The sequence below is a fragment of the Pseudomonas sp. B1-22 genome (assembly GCF_050474425.1).
Taxonomy (GTDB): Bacteria; Pseudomonadota; Gammaproteobacteria; order Pseudomonadales; family Pseudomonadaceae; genus Pseudomonas.
On record NZ_JBCHVH010000006.1, the window covers coordinates 616,350 to 642,991 of the forward strand.

Below are 26,642 nucleotides of genomic sequence, written 5' to 3' on the forward strand. Positions count from 1 at the left end.
TAGCTCCCTCAAGCCTGAACCGGTTTCTGGGTCGACTTGAAGACACGAATCTTCTTACCGTCTTCGACTTTGAAACCAACGCGGTCAGCCTTGTTGGTTTCAGCGTTGAAGATGGCGACGTTGGAGACGTGCAGAGGCGCCTCCTTCTCGACGATCCCGCCTTGCTGGTTGAGCATGGGGTTGGGCTTGGTGTGGCGCTTGACCAGGTTCACACCGCCAACGACCAGACGATCGTCAGCCAGAACCTTGACCACTTTGCCACGCTTGCCCTTGTCCTTGCCGGCAATGACGATGACTTCGTCGTCACGACGAATTTTTTGCATGACGGCTACTCCTTACAGCACTTCAGGGGCAAGGGAGACGATCTTCATGAACTTCTCGGTACGAAGTTCACGAGTCACCGGCCCGAAGATACGGGTGCCGATCGGCTCCTGCTTGTTGTTCAGCAGGACGGCGGCGTTGCCGTCGAAGCGAATGATGGAACCGTCGGTACGACGTACGCCGTGCTTGGTGCGAACGACCACGGCAGTCATTACCTGGCCCTTCTTCACCTTGCCACGCGGAATTGCTTCCTTGACGGTGACCTTGATGATGTCGCCAATGCCGGCGTAACGGCGGTGGGAACCGCCGAGTACCTTGATGCACATTACGCGACGCGCGCCGCTGTTGTCAGCGACATCGAGCATGGATTGAGTCTGAATCATCTTCTATCTCCGACCCTTAGACTTCAACCGCGCGCTCGACGATATCAACCAGGGTCCAGGCCTTGGTTTTGGCCAGCGGACGGGTTTCGCGGATGGTGACCAGGTCACCAACGCGGCACTGATTGGTTTCGTCGTGGGCGTGCAGTTTGGTCGAACGCTTCACGTATTTGCCGTAGATCGGGTGCTTTACGCGGCGCTCGATCAGTACGGTGACGGTCTTGTCCATCTTGTCGCTGACGACGCGGCCGGTCAGCGTACGGACGGTGTTCTGAGCTTCAGCCATGATTACTTACCTGCTTGCTGGTTGAGCACAGTTTTAACGCGAGCGATGTCGCGCTTCACTTGCGAGAGCAGGTGAGACTGCCCCAACTGGCCAGTTGCTTTCTGCATGCGCAGATTGAACTGGTCGCGCAGCAGGCCGAGCAGTTGCTCGTTCAGCTGCTCAACGGATTTTTCACGAAGTTCATTCGCTTTCATCACATCACCGTCCGCTTAACAAAGGAGGTGGCGAGCGGCAGCTTTGCAGCAGCCAGGGCGAATGCCTCACGCGCCAGCTCTTCGGATACACCCTCGATCTCGTACAGGACCTTGCCCGGTTGAATCTGGGCTACCCAGTACTCGACGCCGCCCTTACCTTTACCCATACGTACTTCCAGGGGCTTCTTGGTAACAGGCTTGTCGGGGAATACGCGAATCCAGATCTTGCCGCCACGTTTTACGTGACGGGTCAGCGCACGACGTGCGGACTCGATCTGACGCGCGGTGAGACGGCCACGGCTGGTTGCCTTGAGGGCGAACTCGCCGAAGCTGACTTTGGAACCGCGATGAGCCAGGCCACGGTTGTGACCGGTCATTTGCTTGCGGAACTTCGTACGCTTAGGTTGCAGCATTTGCGTACTCCTTACTTAGCAGCTTTTTTACGAGGAGCGGGCGCTACAGGCTTCAGCTCTTCCTGGCGGCCACCGATGACCTCACCTTTGAAGATCCAAACCTTCACACCGATCACACCGTAGGTGGTGTGCGCTTCGTAGGTTGCATAGTCGATGTCGGCACGCAGGGTGTGCAGGGGCACACGACCTTCGCGATACCACTCGGTACGAGCGATTTCAGCGCCGCCCAGACGACCGCTTACCTGGATCTTGATGCCTTTGGCACCAATGCGCATGGCGTTCTGTACAGCGCGCTTCATGGCGCGACGGAACATAACGCGACGCTCCAGCTGCTGAGCTACGCTTTGCGCAACCAGCATACCGTCGAGTTCCGGCTTGCGGATCTCTTCGATGTTGATGTGCACCGGCACACCCATTTGCTTGGTCAGGTCCTGACGCAGCTTCTCAACATCTTCACCTTTCTTGCCGATCACGATGCCGGGACGAGCGGTGTGGATGGTGATACGTGCAGTCTGAGCCGGACGATGGATGTCGATACGGCTTACGGACGCGCTTTTTAGTTTGTCTTGGAGGTACTCACGGACCTTCAGGTCGGCGAACAGATAATCGGCGTAAGTGCGCTTATCTGCGTACCAAACGGAGGTGTGCTCCTTGACGATACCCAGGCGGATGCCATTGGGATGTACTTTCTGACCCATCTGATCGACTCCGTTACTTGTCCGCAACCTTGACAGTGATATGGCAAGACCGCTTGACGATGCGATCAGCACGGCCTTTGGCACGCGGCATGATGCGCTTGAGCGAACGACCTTCGTTGACGAAGACGGTGGAGACTTTGAGATCGTCTACATCGGCACCTTCGTTGTGCTCGGCGTTGGCAACGGCCGACTCCAGCACTTTCTTCATGATCTCGGCGGCTTTCTTGTTGCTGAAAGCCAGGAGGTTGAGCGCATCGCCCACCTTCTTCCCGCGGATCTGGTCGGCGACCAAGCGGGCTTTCTGGGCGGAGATACGAGCGCCCGAGAGCTTAGCGGCTACTTCCATCTTCCTTACCCCTTAACGCTTGGCTTTCTTGTCCGCAGCGTGCCCACGATAAGTGCGGGTAGCAGCGAACTCGCCGAGTTTGTGACCGACCATGTCTTCGTTGACCAGAACGGGCACGTGTTGACGGCCGTTGTGGACAGCGATGGTCAGACCAACCATGTGCGGCAGGATCATCGAACGGCGCGACCAGGTCTTGATCGGCTTGCGGTCGTTCTTTTCCACCGCCACTTCGATCTTCTTCAGCAGGTGAAGATCGATAAAAGGACCTTTTTTCAGAGAACGTGGCACTGTCGTATCCCTCTATTTACTTGCGGCGACGGACGATCATGTTGTCGGTACGCTTGTTCGCGCGAGTCTTCTTACCCTTGGTCTGAAGACCCCACGGCGATACCGGATGACGACCAGCAGAGGTACGACCTTCACCACCACCATGCGGGTGGTCGACCGGGTTCATGGCAACACCACGAACGGTCGGGCGAACGCCACGCCAGCGCTTGGCACCAGCTTTACCCAGCGAACGCAGGCTGTGCTCGGAGTTCGAGACTTCGCCCAGGGTCGCACGGCAGTCAGCCAGGACTTTGCGCATTTCGCCGGAACGCAGACGCACGGTTACGTAAGCGCCTTCACGGGCAACCAGCTGAGCCGAAGCGCCAGCGGAGCGAGCGATCTGAGCACCTTTGCCAGGCTTCAGTTCGATACCGTGGATGGTGCTACCCACCGGGATGTTGCGCAGCGGCATGTTGTTGCCGGCCTTGATCGGAGCGCCGATACCGGAGATCAGTTGATCGCCAGCCACCACGCCTTTCGGGGCGATGATGTAACGACGCTCGCCGTCCGCGTATTTCAGCAGAGCGATGTGAGCAGTACGGTTCGGATCGTATTCGACGCGCTCAACGATGGCAGGGATGCCATCCTTGTTGCGACGGAAGTCGACCAGACGATAGTGCTGCTTGTGGCCACCACCGATATGACGGGTGGTGATACGACCGTTGTTGTTACGGCCGCCCGACTTGGACTTCTTCTCGAGCAGGGGAGCGAACGGAGCACCTTTGTGCAGGTCCTGGTTCACTACCTTGACGACGAAACGACGACCAGCGGAAGTCGGTTTGCATTTAACGATTGCCATGATGCACCCCTTTACTCAGCGCCAGCTGCGAAATCGAGATCCTGGCCCGGCTGGAGAGCGATGTACGCTTTTTTCCAGTCGTTACGCTTGCCCAGGCCGCGAACGGTACGCTTGGTCTTGCCCTGAACGTTCAGGGTGGTGACGCGACGTACTTTCACGCCGAACAGGCTTTCTACGGCCTTCTTGATTTCCAGCTTGGTTGCATCAGTGGCAACCTTGAAAACGAATTGGCTGTTGCCGTCCGCCAGGCCAGTGGCCTTCTCGGAGATATGCGGGCCCAGCAGCACCTTGAATACGCGTTCCTGGTTCATGCCAGCAGCTCCTCGAACTTCTTCACGGCAGACACGGTGACCAGCACCTTGTCGTAGGCAATGAGGCTGACCGGATCGGAAGCCTGTACGTCACGTACATCGACGTGGGCCAGGTTGCGAGCTGCCAGGTACAGGTTCTCATCGACGCCTTCGGTGACGATCAGTACATCTTTCAGGCCCAGGCCTTCCAGCTTGCTGACCAGACCTTTGGTCTTCGGTGCATCGACAGCGAAGTCGGCAACGACAACCAGACGATCCAGACGAACCAGCTCAGAGAGGATGGAGCGCAGAGCAGCGCGGTACATCTTCTTGTTGAGCTTCTGGGAGTGATCCTGGGGCTTGGCTGCGAAGGTCGCGCCGCCGCCACGCCAGATGGGGCTGCGGATGGTGCCAGCACGAGCACGACCAGTGCCCTTCTGACGCCACGGCTTCTTGCCGCCACCGGAAACTTCGGAACGAGTCTTCTGAGCCTTGGTGCCCTGACGGCCGCCAGCCATGTAGGCGACGACTGCCTGGTGAACCAGGGTCTCGTTGAATTCGCTGCCAAAGGTACGCTCGGAAACTTCGATCGCCTGAGCGCCATTTACATTCAGTTGCATCTCAGCTTCCTCTCTTAACCGCGAGCCTTGGCTGCCGGACGCACCAGCACATCACCACCGGTAGCGCCGGGAACGGCACCTTTGACCAGCAGCAGATTGCGCTCTGCATCGACACGTACGACTTCCAGGGATTGAACGGTTACACGCTCAGCACCCAGATGGCCGGACATTTTCTTGCCCTTGAACACTCGACCAGGAGTCTGGCACTGGCCGATGGAACCCGGGACGCGGTGGGAAACGGAGTTACCGTGGGTGTTATCTTGACCACGGAAGTTCCAGCGCTTGATGGTACCGGCGAAGCCTTTACCCTTGGACTCACCGGTAACGTCTACCAGCTGGCCTGCCTGGAACAGATCGACAGAGATGGAATCGCCTGCCTTGAACTCCTCTTCGCCCAGACGGAATTCCCACACGCCGCGACCGGCGGCGACATTCGCCTTGGCAAAGTGACCGGCTTGCGCCTTGGTCACGCGAGAAGCACGACGCTCGCCAGCAGTTACCTGCACAGCGCGATAGCCATCGCTTTCTTCGTTTTTGAACTGGGTGACGCGATTCGGCTCGACCTCAATGACCGTGACCGGAATGGAGACACCATCTTCGGTGAAGATGCGGGTCATGCCGCACTTACGACCGACAACACCAATTGTCATCTTTAGAACCTCTTTAGTGTACGGGGCTTTCACCCGCTATGGCCGCCCATTTCAGAGCGTTACACGACCAATGCCGAAGGCATTAGCCGAGGCTGATCTGTACTTCGACGCCAGCAGCAAGGTCGAGCTTCATCAGCGCGTCGACGGTTTTGTCGGTCGGCTGAACGATGTCGAGAACACGCTTGTGGGTACGAATTTCGTACTGGTCACGAGCGTCCTTGTTGACGTGCGGGGAAATCAGCACGGTGTAACGTTCCTTGCGGGTCGGCAGAGGAATCGGACCACGCACCTGAGCGCCAGTACGTTTCGCGGTTTCCACGATTTCCTGGGTAGATTGGTCGATCAGGCGATGGTCAAAAGCCTTCAACCGAATACGGATTTGTTGATTTTGCATTTGACCTCAGACTCCAAGTTGCCATTCCCAACGGGCGGACTCCGCCCGTTAAAAGGAGGCGCAATTGTACGGATGCACCTTGGGGGTGTCAATATTTAACCAACTCAACGAAAAAGGGACCCCGAGGGGTCCCTTTTTCTGGAGCGGATCAGCGATTACTCGATGATCTTGGCAACCACGCCGGCGCCAACGGTACGGCCGCCTTCGCGGATCGCGAAGCGCAGACCATCTTCCATGGCGATCGGAGCGATCAGGGTGACAACCATTTTCACGTTGTCGCCCGGCATTACCATCTCAACGCCTTCCGGCAGTTCGCAGTTGCCGGTTACGTCGGTGGTACGGAAGTAGAACTGCGGACGGTAGCCCTTGAAGAACGGGGTGTGACGACCACCTTCTTCCTTGGACAGCACGTACACTTCGCACTCGAACTTGGTGTGCGGCTTGATGGTGCCCGGCTTGGCCAGAACCTGGCCACGCTCTACGTCTTCACGCTTGGTGCCGCGCAGCAGAACGCCAACGTTCTCACCAGCACGACCTTCGTCGAGCAGCTTGCGGAACATTTCAACGCCGGTGCAGGTGGTCTTGGTGGTCGCCTTGATGCCGACGATTTCCACTTCTTCCTGAACCTTGACGATGCCACGCTCAACACGGCCAGTTACCACGGTGCCACGACCGGAGATCGAGAACACGTCTTCGATCGGCATCAGGAACGGCTGGTCGATTGCACGAACCGGCTCGGGGATGTAGGAGTCCAGGGTTTCTACCAGCTTGCGCACGGCGGAAACGCCCATCTCGTTGTCGTCCTGGCCGTTCAGAGCCATCAGAGCGGAACCGATCACGATCGGAGTGTCGTCGCCCGGGAAGTCGTAGGTGTTCAGCAGATCGCGAACTTCCATCTCGACCAGTTCCAGCAGCTCGGCGTCGTCAACCATGTCGGCCTTGTTCAGGAACACGACAATGTAAGGAACGCCTACCTGACGGGACAGCAGGATGTGCTCGCGGGTCTGCGGCATGGGGCCGTCAGCTGCCGAGCAAACCAGGATCGCGCCGTCCATCTGCGCAGCACCGGTGATCATGTTCTTCACGTAGTCGGCGTGGCCCGGGCAGTCTACGTGCGCGTAGTGACGAACGGGCGAGTCGTATTCAACGTGAGAAGTATTGATGGTGATACCACGAGCCTTCTCTTCCGGCGCGTTGTCGATCTGGTCGAAAGCGCGAGCGGAGCCGCCCCAGGTCTCGGAGCAGACCTTGGTCAAAGCAGCGGTCAGAGTGGTTTTACCGTGGTCAACGTGACCGATGGTGCCAACGTTGACGTGCGGTTTGTTACGTTCGAATTTTTCCTTAGCCACGACAGTAAACCTCGTACTTAAAGGGCTGAATCAAGCTTGTTTTTTAACGAGAGCTTCGACGATGTTCGACGGAGCCTCGGCGTACTTGGAGAATTCCATAGAGTAGCTTGCGCGACCCTGGGACATGGAACGCACGTCGGTTGCGTAACCGAACATTTCGCCCAGCGGAACCTCGGCACGAATCACCTTACCGGAGACCGAGTCTTCCATCCCCTGAATCAGACCACGACGACGGTTCAGGTCACCCATCACATCGCCCATGTAGTCCTCAGGAGTCACCACCTCTACCTTCATGATCGGCTCAAGCACCTTACCACCGCCCTTCTGGGCCAGTTGCTTGGTCGCCATGGAAGCAGCGATCTTGAACGCCATCTCGTTGGAGTCGACGTCGTGGTAGGAACCATCGAACACGGTGGCCTTCAGGCCGATGAGCGGATAGCCGGCAACAACGCCGTTCTTCATCTGCTCTTCGATACCTTTCTGGATCGCCGGGATGTATTCCTTCGGTACCACACCGCCCACGACTTCGTTGACGAAGACGAGACCTTCGGTGATGTTGCCCTTCTCGTCCACATCCGGAGTCGAGAAGCGGATCCAGCAGTGACCGAACTGGCCGCGGCCGCCGGACTGGCGAACGAACTTGCCTTCGATCTCTACGTTGTCCTTGGAGATGGTTTCGCGGTAGGAAACCTGCGGCTTGCCGATGTTGGCCTCGACGCCGAACTCGCGCTTCATGCGGTCGACGAGGATGTCCAGGTGCAGCTCACCCATACCGGAGATGATGGTCTGGCCGGTTTCTTCGTCGGTCTTGACGCGGAACGACGGGTCTTCCTGGGCCAGCTTGCCGAGGGCGATACCCATCTTCTCCTGGTCAGCCTTGGTCTTCGGCTCAACAGCTACCGAGATTACCGGCTCCGGGAAGTCCATACGCTCGAGGATGATCGGCTTCTCGATGTCGCACAGGGTGTCACCGGTGGTGACGTCCTTCATGCCGATCAGAGCAGCGATGTCGCCAGCGCGTACTTCTTTGATCTCGTCACGCTGGTTGGCGTGCATCTGCACCATACGACCAACGCGCTCTTTCTTGCCTTTCACGGAGTTGACGACCGATTGGCCGGACTCCAGAACGCCCGAGTAGACGCGAACGAAGGTCAGGGTACCTACGAACGGGTCGGTAGCGATCTTGAACGCCAGAGCGGAGAACGGAGCGTTGTCGTCAGCCGGACGCTCGTCGTGGATTTCGTTGTCATCAGTGCTGTCCGGGTGGACGCCCTGAATCGCCGGAATCTCGGTCGGAGCAGGCAGGAAGTCGATAACGGCGTCGAGAACCAGGGGCACGCCCTTGTTCTTGAACGAGGAGCCGCAAACAGCCGGAACGATTTCGCAGGCGATAGTACGCTGACGCAGGCCGGCCTTGATCTCTTCGATCGACAGCTCACCTTCTTCCAGGTACTTGTTCATCAGCTCTTCGTTGGCTTCGGCAGCAGCCTCAACCATGTTGCTGCGCCACTCGGTGGCCAGATCCAGCAGCTCGGCAGGGATCTCTTCCTCACGGTAAGAGGTGCCCTTGTCGTCTTCGTTCCAGTAGATGGCCTTCATCTTCATCAGGTCGATCTGACCCTGGAAGTCATCTTCTGCACCGATGGCCAGCTGAACCGGAACCGGGGTGTGACCCAGACGGTTCTTGATCTGACCGACAACGCGCAGGAAGTTGGCGCCAGCGCGGTCCATCTTGTTCACGTAGACGATACGCGGAACGCCGTACTTGTTGGCCTGACGCCATACGGTTTCGGACTGCGGCTCAACGCCGGAGGTGCCGCAGAACACCACGACAGCGCCGTCCAGTACGCGCAGGGAGCGCTCAACTTCAATGGTGAAGTCTACGTGGCCGGGGGTGTCGATGACGTTTACGCGGTACTTGTCGTACTGGCCGCGCGAACCTTCCCAGAAGGTGGTGATCGCAGCGGAAGTGATGGTGATACCACGCTCCTGCTCCTGCACCATCCAGTCGGTGGTAGCAGCGCCGTCGTGCACCTCACCCATCTTGTGGCTGAGACCTGTGTAGAACAGGATCCGCTCGGTGGTGGTGGTCTTGCCCGCGTCAACGTGGGCACAGATACCAATGTTCCGGTAGCGGTTGATTGCTGTATTACGAGCCATAAAGCCCTCGCAGAAGTATTGTTGCCGTAATTAGAAGCGGTAGTGCGAGAACGCTTTGTTGGCTTCAGCCATACGGTGCACGTCTTCACGCTTCTTGACGGCGGCGCCTTTACCTTCAGCGGCGTCCATCAGTTCGCCAGCGAGGCGCAGAGCCATGGACTTCTCGCCACGCTTGCGGGCGAAGTCCACCAGCCAACGCATGGCCAGCGCATTACGACGGGACGGACGTACTTCGACCGGAACCTGGTAGGTAGCACCGCCTACACGGCGGGACTTCACTTCGACCAGCGGAGCGATGGCGTCGAGTGCTTTTTCGAAGAGTTCCAGGGGGTCGGCTTTACCGCGCTCTTTGACCTTGTCCAGAGCACCGTAAACGATACGCTCGGCAACGGCTTTCTTGCCGCTTTCCATCACGTGGTTCATGAACTTGGCCAGAATCTGGCTTCCGTACTTAGGATCGGCCAGGATCTCACGTTTGGCCGCTACACGACGTCTTGGCATTGATAAGCCCTCAAACGGTCTTCAGGTTAGCCCGGGACGATGCCCGACCTTACTCTTATCGACTCAGAAAATAGGAAAACAAAATTACTTCGGACGCTTGGCGCCGTACTTCGAACGACCCTGCTTACGGTCTTTAACGCCGGAGGTATCCAGCGAACCGCGCACGGTGTGGTAACGCACACCCGGGAGGTCCTTTACACGACCGCCGCGGATCAGCACTACGCTGTGCTCTTGCAGGTTGTGACCTTCACCACCGATGTACGAGGAAACCTCGAAACCGTTGGTCAGACGAACACGGCACACTTTACGCAGTGCGGAGTTCGGCTTCTTCGGGGTGGTGGTGTATACGCGGGTGCATACGCCGCGACGCTGAGGGCAGTTCTGCAGGGCAGGAACGCCGCTCTTGTCTACCAGGCGCTTGCGCGGTTTGCGCACCAGCTGGTTGATAGTTGCCATCTATAGCTCCACTGATTGTCTTACGACACTTAAAAACGAAAATGGGCAGAGCGTGAGCCCTGCCAATTTTCGGGGTACAAGATACTAATGAGGTTCCTGTACACCGTCAAGACAAAGCCCCGGTTGTCAAGACAACCGGGGCTTTGTTTGAGGCTTAGTTACCGCTCAGATTGAGCGCTTCGGCCAGTGCGGCTTCGGCTTCGCTGGCGCTCACACGCTGCGGTTTGCCGAGATCGCGCTGACGCTTGCGCTCGCTGTGGTAGGCCAGACCGGTACCCGCCGGGATCAGACGACCCACGACCACGTTTTCCTTCAGACCGCGCAGGAAATCGCGCTTGCCGGTGACCGCCGCCTCGGTGAGGACGCGAGTGGTCTCCTGGAAGGATGCCGCCGAGATGAACGACTCGGTGGACAGCGAGGCCTTGGTGATACCCAGCAGGACGCGCTCGTACTTGGCCGGGAACTTGTCCTGGGTAGCCAGTACTTCGTTCTCTTCCAGCACGTGAACCAGCTCGACCTGATCGCCCTTGATGAAGGACGAATCGCCCGACTCGGCCACTTCGACCTTGCGCAGCATCTGGCGCAGGATGGTCTCGATGTGCTTGTCGTTGATCTTCACGCCCTGCAGACGGTAAACGTCCTGGATCTCGTTGACGATGTACTTGGCCAGCGAGCTCACGCCCAGCAGACGGAGGATGTCGTGCGGGTTGCTCGGGCCGTCGGAGATCACTTCGCCACGGCTTACCTGTTCACCTTCGAACACGTTCAGGTGACGCCACTTCGGAATCAGCTCCTCGTACGGATCGCTACCGTCGGTGGGAGTGATGACCAGGCGGCGCTTGCCCTTGGTTTCCTTGCCGAAGGAAATGGTGCCGCTGATTTCCGCCAGGATCGAAGGCTCTTTCGGACGACGAGCTTCGAACAGGTCGGCAACGCGCGGCAGACCACCGGTGATGTCGCGGGTTTTCGAGGTTTCCTGCGGGATACGCGCGATCACGTCACCGATACGCACTTTCGCGCCGTCGTTGAGGTTGACCAGGGCGTTCGCCGGCAGGAAGTACTGTGCAGGTACGTCGGTACCCGGCAGCAGCAGGTCCTTGCCTGCGGCGTCGATCAGCTTCACGGCCGGACGAATGTCCTTGCCGGCAGCCGGACGATCCTTCGGATCCATCACCTCGATGTTGGTCAGACCGGTCAGTTCGTCGGTCTGACGCTTGATGGTGATGCCCTCTTCCATGCCCACGAAGGCCACGGTGCCGTCCATCTCGGTGACGATCGGGTGGGTGTGCGGGTCCCACTTGGCGACGATGGCGCCCGGGTCGACCTTGTCACCTTCCTTCACGGAAATCACCGCACCGTACGGCAGCTTGTAGCGCTCGCGCTCACGACCGAAGTCGTCGGCTACCGCCAGCTCACCGGAACGGGAAACCGCTACCAGGGCGCCGTCGGCACGCTCTACGTGCTTCAGGTTGTGCAGGCGGATGGTGCCGCCGTTCTTGACCTGTACGTTGTCCACGGCGGAAGTACGGCTGGCCGCACCACCGATGTGGAAGGTACGCATGGTCAGCTGGGTACCCGGCTCACCGATCGACTGGGCAGCGATAACGCCGACAGCCTCACCGATGTTCACGCGGTGACCACGGGCCAGATCGCGGCCGTAGCACATGGCGCAGATGCCATGACGGGTTTCGCAGGTGATCGGCGAACGTACAACGACTTCGTCGACGCTCATCTGCTCGAGGAAATCGACCCACTTCTCGTCGATCAGGGTGCCGGCTTCGACGATCACGTCGTCACCGCCCGGCTTGAACACGTCGCGAGCAATCACGCGGCCGAGTACACGCTCACCCAGCGGCTCTACCACGTCGCCGCCTTCGATGTGCGGGGACATGACCAGGCCATGCTCGGTGCCGCAGTCGATCTCGGTCACGACCAGGTCCTGGGCCACGTCGACGAGACGACGGGTCAGGTAACCGGAGTTCGCGGTCTTCAGTGCGGTATCCGCCAGACCTTTACGAGCACCGTGAGTGGAGATGAAGTACTGGAGTACGTTCAGACCTTCACGGAAGTTCGCGGTGATCGGGGTCTCGATGATGGAGCCGTCCGGCTTGGCCATCAGGCCACGCATACCGGCCAGCTGACGGATCTGGGCCGCGGAACCCCGCGCACCGGAGTCCGCCATCATGTACATGGAGTTGAAGGACTCCTGGTCGACCTGCTTACCCTCGCGATCGGTCACCTTCTCTTTCGAGAGGTTGGCCATCATCGCCTTGGACACTTCGTCGTTGGCCTTGGACCAGAGGTCGATCACCTTGTTGTACTTCTCGCCCTGGGTTACCAGGCCGGAGGCGTACTGGCTCTCGATCTCCTTCACTTCCTCGGTGGCGGCATCGATGATGCGGGCCTTTTCGTCCGGGATGACGAAGTCGTTCACGCCGATCGACACACCGGAGATGGTCGAGTAGGCGAAGCCGGTGTACATCAGCTGGTCAGCGAAGATGACGGTGTCCTTCAGACCCACCACGCGGTAGCAGTGGTTGATCAGCTTGGAGATCGCCTTCTTCTTCATCGACTGGTTGACCACGTCGAAGGGCAGGCCGGCCGGAACCACCTGGAACAGCAGCGCACGGCCGACAGTGGAGTCGACGATACGGGTGTTGGCGGTCAGGGAGCCGTCTTCGTTCTTGATCTTCTCGTTGATGCGCACTTTTACGCGGGCGTGCAGAGACACCTGGCCGCTGCGGTAGGCGCGGTCAACTTCCTGCAGGTCTGCGAACGCCATGCCCTCGCCCTTCGCATTGATCGCTTCACGGGTCATGTAGTACAGACCCATTACCACGTCCTGCGACGGAACGATGATCGGCTCGCCGTTGGCGGGCGACAGAATGTTGTTGGTGGACATCATCAGCGCGCGTGCTTCCAGCTGAGCCTCGAGGGTCAGCGGAACGTGCACGGCCATCTGGTCACCGTCGAAGTCGGCGTTGTACGCGGCGCAGACCAGCGGGTGCAGCTGGATGGCTTTACCTTCGATCAGTACCGGCTCGAACGCCTGGATGCCCAGACGGTGCAGGGTCGGCGCACGGTTCAGCAGTACGGGGTGTTCGCGGATGACTTCAGCGAGAACGTCCCACACTTCCGGCAGCTCGCGCTCGACCATCTTCTTGGCGGCCTTGATGGTGGTGGCCATGCCACGACCTTCCAGCTTGCCGAAGATGAACGGCTTGAACAGTTCCAGGGCCATTTTCTTCGGCAGACCGCACTGGTGCAGACGCAGGGTCGGGCCTACGGTAATTACCGAACGACCGGAGTAGTCCACGCGCTTACCGAGCAGGTTCTGACGGAAGCGACCCTGCTTGCCCTTGATCATGTCGGCCAGGGACTTCAGCGGGCGCTTGTTCGAGCCGGTGATGGCACGGCCACGACGGCCGTTGTCCAGCAGGGCGTCGACGGCTTCCTGCAGCATGCGCTTTTCGTTGCGCACGATGATGTCCGGAGCAGCCAGGTCGAGCAGGCGCTTCAGACGGTTGTTACGGTTGATCACGCGGCGATACAGATCGTTCAGATCCGAAGTCGCGAAGCGGCCGCCATCCAGAGGAACCAGCGGACGCAGGTCCGGCGGCAGCACCGGCAGGACGGTCAGCACCATCCACTCGGGATGGTTGCCGGAGCCCTGGAAGGCTTCCATCAGCTTCAGGCGCTTGGACAGCTTCTTGATCTTGGTTTCCGAGTTGGTCTGCGGAATCTCTTCGCGCAGGCGGCCGATCTCGTGCTCCAGATCGATAGCGTTGAGCAGCTCGCGAACGGCTTCCGCACCCATGCGGGCGTCGAAGTCGTCACCGAACTCTTCGAGGGCTTCGAAGTACTGCTCGTCATTCAGCAGCTGGCCCTTCTCCAGGGTGGTCATGCCCGGGTCGATCACCACGTAGCTCTCGAAATAGAGCACGCGCTCGATGTCACGCAGGGTCATGTCCAGCAGCAGGCCGATACGGGACGGCAGGGACTTCAGGAACCAGATGTGGGCGACCGGCGAGGCCAGTTCGATGTGGCCCATGCGCTCGCGGCGCACCTTGGCCAGCGCGACTTCAACGCCGCACTTCTCGCAGATCACACCGCGGTGCTTGAGGCGCTTGTACTTACCGCACAGGCACTCGTAGTCCTTCACCGGGCCGAAGATCTTGGCGCAGAACAGGCCATCGCGCTCCGGCTTGAAGGTACGGTAGTTGATGGTCTCCGGCTTCTTAACTTCGCCGAAGGACCAGGAACGAATCATCTCGGGCGAGGCCAGACCAATACGGATGGCATCGAACTCCTCGATTTGACCCTGGTTTTTCAACAGATTGAGCAAGTCTTTCAAGGCCTTTCCTCCTCACGGACCCGGTGCGACTGGCCTTGACCAGCCGCACCGTTCTGACGTCACGTGTTATTCGGTTTCCAGTTCGATATCGATGCCGAGCGAGCGGATCTCTTTGATCAGCACGTTGAAGGACTCGGGCATGCCGGCCTCCATGCGGTGATCCCCGTCCACGATGTTCTTGTACATCTTGGTACGGCCGTTCACGTCGTCCGACTTCACGGTCAGCATTTCCTGCAGGGTGTAGGCGGCACCGTAGGCTTCCAGTGCCCAGACCTCCATCTCCCCGAAACGCTGGCCACCGAACTGCGCCTTACCACCCAGCGGCTGCTGGGTAACCAGGCTGTAAGAGCCGGTGGAACGTGCGTGCATCTTGTCATCGACCAGGTGGTTCAGCTTGAGCATGTACATGTAACCAACGGTGGTCGTACGCTCGAACTGATTGCCGGTGCGGCCATCGAACAGACGCATCTGGCCGCTCTCCGGCAGATCGGCCAGCTTCAGCATGGCCTTGATCTCGCGTTCCTTGGCACCGTCGAATACCGGGGTAGCCATGGGCACGCCGCCCTTGAGGTTGTTGGCCAGAGCGATGATCTCGTTATCGTTCAGCTCGTCCAGGTTCTCCTGGCGGCCGCCGATCTCGTTGTAGATCTCGTTCAGGAAGGCACGCAGTTCGGCGATCTTGCGCTGCTCTTCGAGCATGCGGTTGATCTTCTCGCCCAGGCCCTTGGCCGCGAGGCCCAGGTGGGTTTCGAGGATCTGACCGACGTTCATACGCGACGGTACGCCCAGCGGGTTCAGGACGATATCGACCGGAGTACCGTTGGCGTCGTGCGGCATGTCTTCGACCGGCATGATCACGGAGACCACACCCTTGTTACCGTGGCGGCCTGCCATCTTGTCGCCCGGCTGGATGCGACGCTTGATGGCCAGGTAGACCTTGACGATCTTCAGTACGCCCGGAGCCAGGTCGTCGCCCTGCTGCAGCTTGCGCTTCTTGTCTTCGAACTTGTCGTCCAGCATCTGACGGCGGTCGCTGATGTAGGCCTGGGCCTTCTCCAGCTGCTCGTTCAGAGCATCTTCCGCCATGCGCAGCTTGAACCACTGGCCGCGCTCGAGGCCGTCCAGGTACTCGTCGGTGATCTCTGCACCTTTCTTCAGGGCAGGACCGCCTTCGGCCTTGGCACCGACCAGAGCGGAACGCAGACGCTCGAAGGTTGCACCTTCGACGATGCGGAACTCTTCGTTCAGGTCCTTGCGGATCTCGTCCAGCTGCATCTTCTCGATGGACAGGGCACGGCTGTCGCGCTCAACGCCATCACGGGTGAAGACCTGTACGTCGATGACGGTGCCCTTGGTGCCGGTCGGCACGCGCAGGGAGGTGTCCTTCACGTCGGACGCCTTCTCACCGAAGATCGCGCGCAGCAGCTTCTCTTCCGGAGTCAGCTGGGTCTCGCCTTTCGGGGTGACCTTGCCGACCAGGATGTCGCCGGCCTGTACTTCGGCGCCGACGTAGACGATGCCGGCTTCGTCCAGCTTGTTCAGCGCGGCCTCACCCACGTTCGGGATGTCCGCGGTGATTTCTTCTGGGCCGAGCTTGGTGTCACGGGCAACGCAGGTCAGTTCCTGGATGTGGATCGTGGTGAAACGATCTTCCTGGACCACGCGCTCGGACAGGCAGATGGAGTCTTCGAAGTTGAAGCCGTTCCAGGGCATGAACGCTACGCGCATGTTCTGACCCAGAGCCAGTTCACCCATGTCGGTGGACGGACCGTCGGCCAGGATGTCGCTGCGCGAAACCTTGTCACCCTTCTGCACCAGCGGACGCTGGTTGATGCAGGTGTTCTGGTTGGAACGGGTGTACTTGGTCAGGTTGTAGATGTCGACGCCGGCTTCGCCAGTCTCGACTTCGTCGTCGTTCACGCGCACCACGATGCGGCTGGCGTCGACCGAGTCGATCACGCCGCCACGACGGGCAACCACGCAGACACCGGAGTCACGGGCGACGTTGCGCTCCATGCCGGTACCTACCAGCGGCTTGTCGGCGCGCAGGGTCGGCACAGCCTGACGCTGCATGTTCGAACCCATGAGTGCACGGTTGGCGTCGTCGTGCTCGAGGAACGGAATCAGCGAGGCAGCGACGGAGACGACCTGCTTCGGCGATACGTCCATGAGGGTGACGTCTTCCGGCGCCTTCACGGTGAATTCGTTCAGGTGACGTACGGCTACCAGTTCGTCGATCAGCTGACCCTTTTCGTTCAGGGTCGCAGAGGCCTGGGCGATCACGTGATCGGCCTCTTCGATGGCGGACAGGAAGACGATGTCGTCGCTGACCAGACCGTCCTTCACCACGCGGTACGGGCTTTCCAGGAAGCCGTACTTGTTGGTGCGGGCGTAGGTGGCCAGGGAGTTGATCAGACCGATGTTCGGACCTTCAGGGGTTTCGATCGGGCACACGCGGCCGTAGTGGGTCGGGTGTACGTCACGAACCTCGAAGCCCGCGCGCTCACGGGTCAGACCGCCTGGGCCGAGTGCGGAGACGCGGCGCTTGTGGGTGATCTCGGAGAGCGGGTTGTTCTGGTCCATGAACTGCGACAGCTGGCTGGAACCGAAGAACTCCTTGATCGCGGCAGCCACCGGCTTGGCGTTGATCAGGTCCTGCGGCATCAGGCCTTCGCTTTCGGCCATCGACAGGCGTTCCTTGACCGCGCGCTCTACACGCACCAGGCCAACGCGGAACTGGTTCTCGGCCATCTCGCCGACGCAGCGGACGCGACGGTTACCCAGGTGGTCGATGTCGTCGACGATGCCTTTACCGTTACGGATGGCAACCAGGGTCTTGAGGACCTCGACAATGTCTTCCTTGCTCAGTACGCCCGGACCTTCGATCTCGGTGCGACCGATACGACGGTTGAACTTCATGCGGCCAACGGCCGACAGGTCGTAACGCTCGGCGCTGAAGAACAGGTTGCCGAACAGCGTCTCGGCAGCTTCCTTGGTCGGCGGCTCACCAGGACGCATCATGCGATAGATCTCGACCAGCGCTTCCAGTTGGTTGCTGGTGGAGTCGATCTTCAGCGTGTCGGAGATGAACGGACCGCAGTCGATGTCGTTGGTGTACAGGGTTTCCAGGCGCACGACCTGGGCCTTGGCGATCTTCGCCAGGGCGTCGACGGTCAGCTCGGTGTTGCACTCGGCGATGATCTCGCCGGTAGCCGGGTGCACGACAGCCTTGGCAACGGTACGGCCAATCAGGTAGTCGAACGGCACTTCCAGCTGGGTGATGCCAGCCTTCTCGAGCTGGTTGATGTGGCGTGCGGTGATACGGCGACCCGCTTCGACGATGACCTTGCCGCTGGCATCCTTGATGTCGAAGCTGGCGATCTCGCCACGCAGACGCGACGGCACCAGTTCCAGGTTCAGGGTCTCGCCCTTGATCTGGAAGACGTTGGTGTCATAGAAGGCGTTGAGGATTTCCTCGGTGCTGTAGTTCAGCGCGCGCAGCAGGACGGAAGCCGGCAGCTTGCGGCGACGGTCGATACGAACGAACACGCAGTCCTTCGGATCGAACTCGAAGTCCAGCCAGGAACCGCGGTAAGGGATGATACGAGCGGAGTACAGCAGCTTGCCGGAGCTGTGGGTCTTGCCACGGTCGTGGTCGAAGAACACACCCGGGGAGCGGTGCAGCTGGGAAACGATGACACGCTCGGTACCGTTGATGATGAAGGTACCGTTCTCGGTCATCAGGGGGATTTCCCCCATGTAGACTTCCTGTTCCTTGATGTCCTTGATCGCTTTGTTCGACGATTCTTTGTCGAAGATGATCAGGCGCACTTTCACACGCAGCGGGACGGCGAAAGTCACACCGCGCAGCACGCACTCCTTGACGTCGAATGCCGGCTCACCCAGACGGTAGCCGACGTATTCCAGGGCAGCATTGCCGGAATAGCTGATAATCGGGAAAACGGACTTGAAGGCCGCATGCAGGCCGATGTCTCGAACCTGGTCCTTGCTCGCGCCGGCCTGCAGGAATTCGCGATAGGAATCCAGCTGGATGGCCAGCAAATACGGCACATCCATGACGTCCGGCAACTTGCTAAAGTCCTTGCGGATACGTTTTTTCTCAGTGTATGAGTAAGCCATCAGCGTTCCCCAGCTTGGTCACCTGCTTGTTTGGCCTCTCCCTCGCAGGGAGCAGCCCAAAAAATCGTGCAAACCCTCGGTTTGCGCCGCCCTCGGGCGGGATTTTCGCGTTATGGAGGGGCACCCACGGCACCCCACCCATAACGGAAAAAGGCCGGTGGCAATTGCCACCAGCCGTCAGCCTGTCGCTTGACGCTCGGGCTGTAGACGCAAGGTCCGAACTTACTTGAGCTCGACCTTGGCGCCTGCTTCTTCCAGGGCTTTCTTGGCAGCTTCGGCTTCTTCTTTCGAAGCGCCTTCCTTGACCACGCCCGGGGCGCCGTCAACGACAGCCTTGGCTTCTTTCAGGCCCAGACCGGTCAGTTCACGAACGACCTTGATCACGTTCACTTTCTTGTCGCCAGCTTCGGCCAGGACGATGGTGAACTCGGTCTGCTCTTCAGCAGCGGCAGCGGCAACAGCCGGGCCAGCAGCAACAGCGGCAGCAGCGGTAACGCCGAACTTCTCTTCCATCGCCTTGATCAGTTCAACGATCTGCATGACGGACATTTCGGATACGGCGGAGATGATGTCTTCGTTGGTCAGAGCCATGACTCTAATTCCTGTATTGGGTGACGGCCTAAGGCCATCGAATTAAACAAAAAAGGTTGAAAGCAGATGCCGAGCCTTAGGCTGCGGTAGCTTCTTTCTGATCGCGAATTGCCGCCAGAGTACGAGCCAGCTTGCTGGTAGCGCCTTGGATCACGCTCATCAGCTGTGCAACAGCTTCGTTGTAGGTCGGCAGGGTCGCCAGCACGTCGATCTGATTGGCTGCGAGGAACTGACCCTCGAACGCGGCCGCCTTGATCTCGAACTTGTCCTGACCCTTGGCAAACTCCTTGAAGATACGAGCGGCAGCGCCCGGATGTTCGTTGGAGAAAGCAATCAGGGTCGGGCCCTTGAACACGTCGTTGAGCACTTCAAACTGAGTGCCTTCAACGGCGCGCTTGAGCAGGGTGTTACGTACGACTTTCACGTACACACCAGCTGCGCGGGCCTCTTTACGGAGTCCGGTCATTGCGCCGACAGTCACGCCGCGTGCATCAACCACGACAGCGGACAGACCGGCTTTGGCAGCCTCGTTGACTTCAGCGACGATGGCCTTCTTGTCTTCGAGTTTAATTGCCACGGGTTTACTCCTGGATGTTACCGATTCGTCCAGCCGGAGCCGGACGGCGTTTTGGTGTCTGATTCGGTAAACGAATCGGGAGCACCATCTGCGTAGGCTTGAGGTTTAAGGCTTGCGCCGCCTACGGTCTTGGATAGCCCCCGCCAGGCAGGGACCCCAATACCTGCGAACAGTGGGCGAACCCACTGCTCGACTTAGTTCATCAGCCTTCCAGCGAAGCCTGATCGATCTGCAGACCCGGGCCCATGGTGGTGCTCAGGGTAACGCGCTGAACGTACACGCCCTTCGAGGAGGACGGCTTCAGACGCTTCAGATCGCTCAGCAGCGCTTCCACGTTCTGCTTCAGCTTGACCGGCTCGAAGTCGATCTTGCCAACGGAAGCGTGGATGATGCCGTTCTTGTCGGTACGGAAACGTACCTGACCGGCCTTGGCGTTCTTGACAGCGGTAGCGACGTCCGGGGTCACGGTGCCGACTTTCGGGTTCGGCATCAGACCGCGCGGGCCGAGAACCTGGCCCAGCTGGCCAACAACACGCATCGCGTCCGGGGAGGCGATGACGACGTCGTAGTTCAGGTCGCCGGCTTTCATTTCGGCAGCCAGTTCGTCCATGCCGACCTTGTCTGCACCGGCAGCCAGGGCAGCTTCAACACCAGGCCCCTGGGTGAAGACGGCAACGCGTACGGATTTGCCGGTACCGTTCGGCAGAACGGTGGCGCCACGTACGACCTGGTCGGATTTACGCGGATCAACGCCCAGATTGATGGCGATGTCTACGGATTCCTTGAACTTGATGGTCGACAGTTCGGCCAGCAGTTTGGCGGCGTCTTCGAAGCCGTATTGCTTGCCAGCTTCAACCTTCTCGGCGATAGCCTTTTGACGCTTGGTCAGCTTAGCCATTACACACCCTCCACGTTCAGGCCCATGCTGCGCGCGGAGCCAGCGATGGTACGTACGGCAGCGTCCAGGTCAGCAGCGGTCAGGTCAGCCTGCTTGGCCTTGGCGATATCTTCCAGCTGAGCACGGGTAACGGTGCCCACTTTCTGGGAGTTCGGACGAGCGGAGCCGCTGGTGATGCCGGCTGCTTTTTTCAGCAGAACGGATGCCGGGGTGCTCTTGGTTTCAAAGGTGAAGCTGCGGTCGCTGTAAACGGTGATGATCACAGGAGTCGGCAGACCAGGTTCCATGCCCTGGGTCTTGGCGTTGAACGCCTTGCAGAACTCCATGATGTTCACGCCGTGCTGACCCAGAGCCGGGCCGACGGGCGGCGACGGGTTGGCCTGGCCGGCCTTTACTTGCAGCTTGATATAAGCCTGGATTTTCTTAGCCATTTGCTACTCCAAATGCGGGTCAAGCGCCCTGACGGGCTCCCCGGTTGCTTTCGCGTATATCCCAATGACGACAAAACCCCGCAGCCTAGGGCTGCGGGGTGAGGGATTCATTGTGCCAGTTAGACCTTCTCTACCTGGCTGAACTCCAGCTCTACCGGAGTAGAGCGACCGAAAATGAGCACAGCGACCTGGATGCGGCTCTTTTCGTAGTTAACTTCTTCGACGACACCGTTGAAGTCAGCGAACGGACCATCGATAACACGAACGGTCTCGCCCGGCTCGAACAGGGTCTTCGGCTTGGGCTTGTCACCACTATCAGCGACGCGACGCAGGATGGCATCAGCCTCCTTGTCGGTGATCGGAGCCGGTTTATCGGCAGTACCACCAATGAAGCCCATGACGCGAGGAGTGTCCTTGACCAGGTGCCAAGTACCCTCGTTCATCTCCATCTGCACCAGGACATAGCCAGGGAAGAACTTGCGCTCACTCTTGCGCTTCTGGCCGTTCCGCATCTCCACGACTTCTTCGGTGGGGACGAGAATCTCACCAAACCCGTCTTCCATGCCGGCCAGTTTGACCCGCTCGATCAGCGAGCGCATGACATGCTTCTCGTAACCCGAGTAGGCATGCACAACGTACCAACGCTTAGCCACGGAACACCCTTAACCTACGATCATGGAAACCAGCCAACCCAGCAGGGAGTCGAGCCCCCAAAGCACCAGCGCCATTACCAGCACTACTGCCACTACGATCAGCGTGGTCTGAGTTGTCTCTTGACGAGACGGCCATACTACCTTGCGAATCTCGGCGCGAGCTTCTTTAGCCAGAGTAAAGAATGCACGCCCCTTGACGGTCTGCAGCGCGAGGAAGCCTGCAGCAGCCGCCATAACGAGAATGCCGAGAACGCGGTAGAAGATCGGTTGCGCTGAGTAATACTGGTTGGCAACCACTGCCACCACAACCAGCACCGCAACCACAAGCCACTTCAAGAGATCGAGACGCGACTCTTTGGCTTCTACCTTCGCATTCATCTGCTAGGAATCCCGTTTAAAGAAGTGCCAGATCTTGAGGAATCTGGCAGGCCAGGAGGGAATCGAACCCCCAACCTGCGGTTTTGGAGACCGCCGCTCTGCCAATTGAGCTACTGGCCTAGAACAAAGTCAGGCCGACCATTATGCCGGCCCGAGGGGAAAAGATCAATCGATTACTCGATGATCTTGGCAACCACGCCGGCGCCAACGGTACGGCCGCCTTCGCGGATCGCGAAGCGCAGGCCATCTTCCATGGCGATCGGAGCGATCAGGGTGACAACCATTTTCACGTTGTCGCCCGGCATTACCATCTCAACGCCTTCCGGCAGTTCGCAGTTGCCGGTTACGTCGGTGGTACGGAAGTAGAACTGCGGACGGTAGCCCTTGAAGAACGGGGTGTGACGACCACCTTCTTCCTTGGACAGCACGTACACTTCGCACTCGAACTTGGTGTGCGGCTTGATGGTGCCCGGCTTGGCCAGAACCTGGCCACGCTCTACGTCTTCACGCTTGGTGCCGCGCAGCAGGACGCCGACGTTCTCACCAGCACGACCTTCGTCGAGCAGCTTGCGGAACATTTCAACGCCGGTGCAGGTGGTCTTGGTGGTCGCCTTGATGCCGACGATCTCCACTTCTTCCTGAACCTTGACGATGCCACGCTCAACACGGCCAGTTACCACGGTGCCACGACCGGAGATCGAGAACACGTCTTCGATCGGCATCAGGAACGGCTGGTCGATTGCACGAACCGGCTCGGGGATGTAGGAGTCCAGGGTTTCTACCAGCTTGCGCACGGCGGAAACGCCCATCTCGTTGTCGTCCTGGCCGTTCAGAGCCATCAGAGCGGAACCGATCACGATCGGAGTGTCGTCGCCCGGGAAGTCGTAGGTGTTCAGCAGATCGCGAACTTCCATCTCGACCAGTTCCAGCAGCTCGGCGTCGTCAACCATGTCGGCCTTGTTCAGGAACACGACGATGTAAGGAACGCCTACCTGACGGGACAGCAGGATGTGCTCGCGGGTCTGCGGCATGGGGCCGTCAGCTGCCGAGCAAACCAGGATCGCGCCGTCCATCTGCGCAGCACCGGTGATCATGTTCTTCACGTAGTCGGCGTGGCCCGGGCAATCTACGTGCGCGTAGTGGCGAACGGGCGAGTCGTATTCAACGTGAGAGGTGTTGATGGTGATACCACGAGCCTTCTCTTCCGGCGCGTTGTCGATCTGGTCGAAAGCGCGAGCGGAGCCACCCCAGGTCTCGGAGCAGACCTTGGTCAGAGCAGCGGTCAGAGTGGTTTTACCGTGGTCAACGTGACCGATGGTGCCGACGTTTACGTGCGGCTTGTTACGCTCAAACTTTTCTTTAGCCATCTTGACCGCCTCCCGTAAGGAATTGAGAAAGTCACGTCACCATTAAAACAAAGGCAGATATTTTCATATCTGCCTTTGCGAGATGGAGCTCATGAGCGGATTTGAACCGCTGACCTCACCCTTACCAAGGGTGTGCTCTACCAGCTGAGCTACATGAGCAAGACATAAGCAACAAACTTGGAGCGGGTAGCGGGAATCGAACCCGCATCATCAGCTTGGAAGGCTGAGGTTCTACCACTGAACTATACCCGCGGAGCTTGCAGCTCACGCTTGAAACTGGTGGAGGGGGAAGGATTCGAACCTTCGAAGTCTGAGACGTCAGATTTACAGTCTGATCCCTTTGGCCGCTCGGGAACCCCTCCGAGTGAGGCGGCATTCTACAGCCTGCCACCGCGTTGTCAACTGTTTTTCTTTAAAAAACTTGAGCTTAGCTCTTCGACAACGGCTTCAAGTGTTCAACCTTTTCAGGTCACCCCTGTGAAGCGGGCGCTATTCTATTCAAACTATTGAGGGCTTGCAACGCTTTTGCACGGCATTGTTTGTTTTTGCAATTCGGGGAAATCCGAAGCCAGCTGGCGCACCAGGGAGTCATCCACCAGGCGGCCGCTTTCCGGAGCGACCTGCGCCCAGTAATCATGCTGCGAACGAGCCAGTTCGCGGATCAGCGCGTCGTAGCCCGCCGCCTTCAGGCGCTCCACGATGCTGTCCGCGGAGTCCTTGCGCTGGAATATCCCCAGGGAAATGCCGTCCGTGAGATCGCCCTCGGTAATGATGTAGCTGTCGATCTTGCGCGCCTGCAGCTCGCGAAGTTGCCACAGAGACGCCTGGCGCGAAGCCAGGGGCGGCAGATATACCCAGTAATCCATGCCGGCGGCCGCATTCACCGCCTGCACCGAAGCCTGCACATCCAGGCTCAGCAAGCGCTGAACCAACTGCTTGGCACGATCCTGGGCCGGGAAGCTGCCCAGGTATGTGCAAGCGGAAGCGGGAGCGGTTGCCGGCTTTTCATCTGTCTGGCGACGCTGGGGCGCCTCGGCGGACTCGCTGAGCAGTCGAATATTCTTCTGCTCGCTGTGAAATAGGCTGAGCGGCGCGATCTCCTTCGGACGGAGAGGCGCTTGCTGTTGATGCCAGACGTAATAGAAGACGTTGAGGGCGAGTAGAAAAAGGAAGAACCAACGCATCGATCAGACTCACTCGATCGGACAGGCAAGCGCCAGGCCGAGAAATACCAGATCCGGAAGTACAACAGCTCGAGCGGACTCATCCTTGACCAGCTCGGCGTCGCCCCCGGTCAGATAGACAGCGCAATCGTCACCCAGCAGCTTGTTGGCCAGCTCGATCTGCTCCCGTACGAATCCGCGCAACATCAGCACGCAACCGCGCTCCACCGCTTCGGAAGTCTCCTGGCCCGGCAGCAAGTTCTGCAGTGCCTCATGGGCCGCCTCGTCGTCATAGCGAATTCGACGAGTATGCGTGCGCAGCTGGCTGCGCATCAGCGGCATACCAGGCGCAATGTAGCCTCCCAGGTGGTTGCCGGCAGCGTCGACCAGGTCGGAAGTGACTGCAGTACCGAGATCGAGCACCAGGCAGCCACGCCCCGCCAGGCAATGACCAGCAACCAGAGCCAACCAACGGTCCATCCCGAGCCGCTGGTACTCGCGATAGCCATTCACCACACCACTGAGCTCGGTCGCCGGTGCAGCAATCTGAACCGTTATGGGAAAAGCGCCTTCCAGGCTGATACGAAGCGCATCGGTTTCCTGCTCACTGCGTACGCTGACCATACGGCAGTAGCGAATATCCACCACCCCGCTCGCCTGTAGCTGCTCGAGCAGCGCCCGATCGGAGTCAGCCACGCCTCCAGCGACGGTCACCAGGTCGTGCTTTCTGACCACCCGCCATTTGATCAGGCTGTTTCCGCAATCCAACTCAAGAATCATCCGACAACCTCAGACTCAGCTCGCCTCCGCTGTAGCTCTGCTCCTCGCCATCCACCAGGAGACGCAGTGCGCCCCTCTCATCGATGCCAAGAGCGCGCCCAACGATATTTTTGGCGGCAGTAGACAGCGTGACCTGCCGCCCCTGCCATAGGTGAAGGCACTCCCACTCTTCGCGGCTAGCGGCGAAACCGCGCTCACGATGACGGGAAAGCGCCTGCGCAACTTGCGACTCCAGTGCCTGCAATAGCTCATTACGATCAACCAGCCTGCCCAGCGCCTCTCGCACCGAGGTCCAGGGCTGATCGATGGCATCTGCCTTGCGCATGTTCACATTGATGCCGATGCCGATGGCAACACTGCAGATGTCAGCCGGATCTCCCGTGAGCTCCAGCAGAATACCGGCGATCTTCTTGCCACCGACCAGGACATCATTTGGCCACTTGAGGCCGACATCCTTCACCCCCATATCCTGGATCACCTTCGCTACTGCAAGGCCAATCACCAGGCTCATCCCTTCAAGCTCTTGCGCACCACCACGCACAGTAATGCCCAGGGTGTAATAAAGGTTCGCGCCGAACGGACTCTCCCATTGCCGACCTCGCCTCCCCCGCCCTGCGGTCTGCCGCTCGCCCAGAATGGCAAACGGCGCCACGGCGCCGGCAGAAAGGCGTCGCAGAACCTCAGCATTGGTGGAGTCGATCGAAAACAGGACATCAAGAGGCCATGGGCCGGAATCGGACCTGGCCGAGATGATGCTCAGAGGTTCTTCCAGGCGATAGCCGCGACCGCGCACTCGCTGCACGACCATACCGTAGTCTCGCTCAAAGCCCTCAAGGCGCTTCCAGACAGCGCTGCGACTTACTCCAAGGAGAGCACCCAGCTCTTCTCCGGAATGAAAGCGGCCATCGCTCAGCAATTTCAGCAAGGTCTGCATACCACCCCCGCAACAGTCAGGCACGCATCATATAGAGGCATGCCTGAATTGCCTACGCGGCAATGGCCCACTTTCCCGCGCGCAAAAGCAAAGCCCCCGGCCAGCGATGCTGACCAGGGGCTTTGGGATAGGCGCTTGACGATGACCTACTCTCACATGGGGAAACCCCACACTACCATCGGCGATGCGTCG

Annotated in this window: 29 protein-coding genes and 4 tRNA genes; all 33 read right to left on the reverse strand. The window is 59.3% G+C overall.

The window, feature by feature from the left end; translation table 11 throughout:
- Positions 1-8: 8 nt before the first annotated feature.
- The 33 genes from rplX to birA all read right to left on the reverse strand — a co-directional run bounded on the left by rplX (position 9) and on the right by birA (position 26,450).
- Positions 9-323: a 50S ribosomal protein L24 gene (gene rplX / locus ACQ5BL_RS24855; RefSeq protein WP_207884735.1), complete on the reverse strand. Its 315-nt coding sequence runs from the start codon at positions 321-323 to the stop codon at positions 9-11.
- Positions 324-335: 12 nt separating this feature from the next.
- Positions 336-704, reverse strand: coding sequence for a 50S ribosomal protein L14 (gene rplN / locus ACQ5BL_RS24860; protein ID WP_003093714.1), 369 nt, complete (start codon positions 702-704; stop codon positions 336-338).
- A 16-nt stretch (positions 705-720) separates the two neighbouring features.
- Positions 721-987, reverse strand: a complete 267-nt coding sequence (rpsQ, locus tag ACQ5BL_RS24865; protein ID WP_152219907.1) for a 30S ribosomal protein S17 — start codon at positions 985-987, stop codon at positions 721-723.
- A gap of 2 nt (positions 988-989) precedes the next feature.
- Positions 990-1,181 (reverse strand): 50S ribosomal protein L29, encoded by a 192-nt coding sequence (gene rpmC / locus ACQ5BL_RS24870; protein WP_003093720.1) that lies wholly within the window; start codon positions 1,179-1,181, stop codon positions 990-992.
- Positions 1,181-1,594, reverse strand: a complete 414-nt coding sequence (gene rplP / locus ACQ5BL_RS24875) for a 50S ribosomal protein L16 (RefSeq protein ID WP_009617163.1) — start codon at positions 1,592-1,594, stop codon at positions 1,181-1,183. The genes rpmC and rplP overlap by 1 nt, the downstream gene beginning before the upstream one ends.
- An 11-nt stretch (positions 1,595-1,605) precedes the next feature.
- Positions 1,606-2,292, reverse strand: a complete 687-nt coding sequence (gene rpsC / locus ACQ5BL_RS24880) for a 30S ribosomal protein S3 (protein WP_015475326.1) — start codon at positions 2,290-2,292, stop codon at positions 1,606-1,608.
- A 13-nt stretch (positions 2,293-2,305) separates the two neighbouring features.
- On the reverse strand, positions 2,306-2,638 hold the full coding sequence (gene rplV / locus ACQ5BL_RS24885; RefSeq protein ID WP_015475325.1) for a 50S ribosomal protein L22: 333 nt from the start codon (positions 2,636-2,638) through the stop codon (positions 2,306-2,308).
- A gap of 12 nt (positions 2,639-2,650) precedes the next feature.
- Positions 2,651-2,926, reverse strand: coding sequence for a 30S ribosomal protein S19 (rpsS, locus tag ACQ5BL_RS24890; protein ID WP_015475324.1), 276 nt, complete (start codon positions 2,924-2,926; stop codon positions 2,651-2,653).
- A 16-nt stretch (positions 2,927-2,942) separates the two neighbouring features.
- Positions 2,943-3,764 carry a 50S ribosomal protein L2 gene (gene rplB, locus ACQ5BL_RS24895; RefSeq protein ID WP_024767388.1) on the reverse strand — a complete coding sequence of 274 codons (822 nt, stop codon included), beginning with the start codon at positions 3,762-3,764 and terminating at the stop codon, positions 2,943-2,945.
- An 11-nt stretch (positions 3,765-3,775) separates the two neighbouring features.
- On the reverse strand, positions 3,776-4,075 hold the full coding sequence (gene rplW / locus ACQ5BL_RS24900; protein ID WP_015475322.1) for a 50S ribosomal protein L23: 300 nt from the start codon (positions 4,073-4,075) through the stop codon (positions 3,776-3,778).
- Positions 4,072-4,674, reverse strand: a complete 603-nt coding sequence (gene rplD, locus ACQ5BL_RS24905; protein ID WP_017521904.1) for a 50S ribosomal protein L4 — start codon at positions 4,672-4,674, stop codon at positions 4,072-4,074. The genes rplW and rplD overlap by 4 nt, the downstream gene beginning before the upstream one ends.
- Positions 4,675-4,688: 14 nt before the next feature.
- Positions 4,689-5,324 (reverse strand): 50S ribosomal protein L3, encoded by a 636-nt coding sequence (gene rplC / locus ACQ5BL_RS24910; RefSeq protein ID WP_017521905.1) that lies wholly within the window; start codon positions 5,322-5,324, stop codon positions 4,689-4,691.
- Positions 5,325-5,406: 82 nt separating this feature from the next.
- Complete coding sequence (gene rpsJ, locus ACQ5BL_RS24915) at positions 5,407-5,718, reverse strand: 30S ribosomal protein S10 (RefSeq protein WP_003243886.1); 312 nt, start codon at positions 5,716-5,718, stop codon at positions 5,407-5,409.
- 155 nt (positions 5,719-5,873) lie between these two features.
- Positions 5,874-7,067, reverse strand: a complete 1,194-nt coding sequence (tuf, locus tag ACQ5BL_RS24920; protein ID WP_065327628.1) for an elongation factor Tu — start codon at positions 7,065-7,067, stop codon at positions 5,874-5,876.
- A 30-nt stretch (positions 7,068-7,097) separates the two neighbouring features.
- Positions 7,098-9,227 carry an elongation factor G gene (gene fusA, locus ACQ5BL_RS24925; RefSeq protein WP_243805132.1) on the reverse strand — a complete coding sequence of 710 codons (2,130 nt, stop codon included), beginning with the start codon at positions 9,225-9,227 and terminating at the stop codon, positions 7,098-7,100.
- 30 nt (positions 9,228-9,257) lie between these two features.
- Entirely contained in the window at positions 9,258-9,728 is a 471-nt protein-coding gene (gene rpsG / locus ACQ5BL_RS24930; protein ID WP_243805131.1) for a 30S ribosomal protein S7, read from the reverse strand.
- A gap of 84 nt (positions 9,729-9,812) precedes the next feature.
- Entirely contained in the window at positions 9,813-10,184 is a 372-nt protein-coding gene (gene rpsL, locus ACQ5BL_RS24935; RefSeq protein ID WP_015475317.1) for a 30S ribosomal protein S12, read from the reverse strand.
- Between the two features lie 154 nt (positions 10,185-10,338).
- A complete protein-coding gene (gene rpoC, locus ACQ5BL_RS24940; protein ID WP_243805130.1) occupies positions 10,339-14,538 on the reverse strand; it encodes a DNA-directed RNA polymerase subunit beta' in 4,200 nt (1,399 codons plus the stop codon).
- Between the two features lie 66 nt (positions 14,539-14,604).
- Positions 14,605-18,678: a DNA-directed RNA polymerase subunit beta gene (rpoB, locus tag ACQ5BL_RS24945; RefSeq protein ID WP_243805129.1), complete on the reverse strand. Its 4,074-nt coding sequence runs from the start codon at positions 18,676-18,678 to the stop codon at positions 14,605-14,607.
- A 222-nt stretch (positions 18,679-18,900) separates the two neighbouring features.
- Entirely contained in the window at positions 18,901-19,269 is a 369-nt protein-coding gene (gene rplL, locus ACQ5BL_RS24950; protein ID WP_015475314.1) for a 50S ribosomal protein L7/L12, read from the reverse strand.
- Between the two features lie 76 nt (positions 19,270-19,345).
- Entirely contained in the window at positions 19,346-19,846 is a 501-nt protein-coding gene (gene rplJ, locus ACQ5BL_RS24955; protein WP_015475313.1) for a 50S ribosomal protein L10, read from the reverse strand.
- A 202-nt stretch (positions 19,847-20,048) separates the two neighbouring features.
- Positions 20,049-20,744: a 50S ribosomal protein L1 gene (gene rplA / locus ACQ5BL_RS24960; protein ID WP_017516428.1), complete on the reverse strand. Its 696-nt coding sequence runs from the start codon at positions 20,742-20,744 to the stop codon at positions 20,049-20,051.
- Positions 20,744-21,175 carry a 50S ribosomal protein L11 gene (gene rplK, locus ACQ5BL_RS24965; protein WP_017516427.1) on the reverse strand — a complete coding sequence of 144 codons (432 nt, stop codon included), beginning with the start codon at positions 21,173-21,175 and terminating at the stop codon, positions 20,744-20,746. The genes rplA and rplK overlap by 1 nt, the downstream gene beginning before the upstream one ends.
- A 119-nt stretch (positions 21,176-21,294) precedes the next feature.
- Complete coding sequence (nusG, locus tag ACQ5BL_RS24970; RefSeq protein WP_015475310.1) at positions 21,295-21,828, reverse strand: transcription termination/antitermination protein NusG; 534 nt, start codon at positions 21,826-21,828, stop codon at positions 21,295-21,297.
- 9 nt (positions 21,829-21,837) lie between these two features.
- On the reverse strand, positions 21,838-22,206 hold the full coding sequence (secE, locus tag ACQ5BL_RS24975; RefSeq protein ID WP_207888468.1) for a preprotein translocase subunit SecE: 369 nt from the start codon (positions 22,204-22,206) through the stop codon (positions 21,838-21,840).
- A gap of 44 nt (positions 22,207-22,250) precedes the next feature.
- Positions 22,251-22,326: transfer RNA gene (locus tag ACQ5BL_RS24980), tRNA-Trp, on the reverse strand.
- A gap of 53 nt (positions 22,327-22,379) precedes the next feature.
- Positions 22,380-23,573 (reverse strand): elongation factor Tu, encoded by a 1,194-nt coding sequence (gene tuf, locus ACQ5BL_RS24985; RefSeq protein WP_065327628.1) that lies wholly within the window; start codon positions 23,571-23,573, stop codon positions 22,380-22,382.
- A gap of 83 nt (positions 23,574-23,656) precedes the next feature.
- A tRNA-Thr gene (locus ACQ5BL_RS24990) sits at positions 23,657-23,732 on the reverse strand.
- 19 nt (positions 23,733-23,751) lie between these two features.
- A tRNA-Gly gene (locus tag ACQ5BL_RS24995) sits at positions 23,752-23,825 on the reverse strand.
- 25 nt (positions 23,826-23,850) lie between these two features.
- Positions 23,851-23,935: transfer RNA gene (locus ACQ5BL_RS25000), tRNA-Tyr, on the reverse strand.
- A 141-nt stretch (positions 23,936-24,076) separates the two neighbouring features.
- Complete coding sequence (locus tag ACQ5BL_RS25005; protein ID WP_243805127.1) at positions 24,077-24,757, reverse strand: SPOR domain-containing protein; 681 nt, start codon at positions 24,755-24,757, stop codon at positions 24,077-24,079.
- A 9-nt stretch (positions 24,758-24,766) separates the two neighbouring features.
- On the reverse strand, positions 24,767-25,516 hold the full coding sequence (locus tag ACQ5BL_RS25010) for a pantothenate kinase (protein WP_243805126.1): 750 nt from the start codon (positions 25,514-25,516) through the stop codon (positions 24,767-24,769).
- Positions 25,506-26,450, reverse strand: a complete 945-nt coding sequence (birA, locus tag ACQ5BL_RS25015) for a bifunctional biotin--[acetyl-CoA-carboxylase] ligase/biotin operon repressor BirA (RefSeq protein ID WP_243805125.1) — start codon at positions 26,448-26,450, stop codon at positions 25,506-25,508. Before birA ends, ACQ5BL_RS25010 begins: the two co-directional genes overlap by 11 nt.
- Positions 26,451-26,642: the final 192 nt, after the last annotated feature.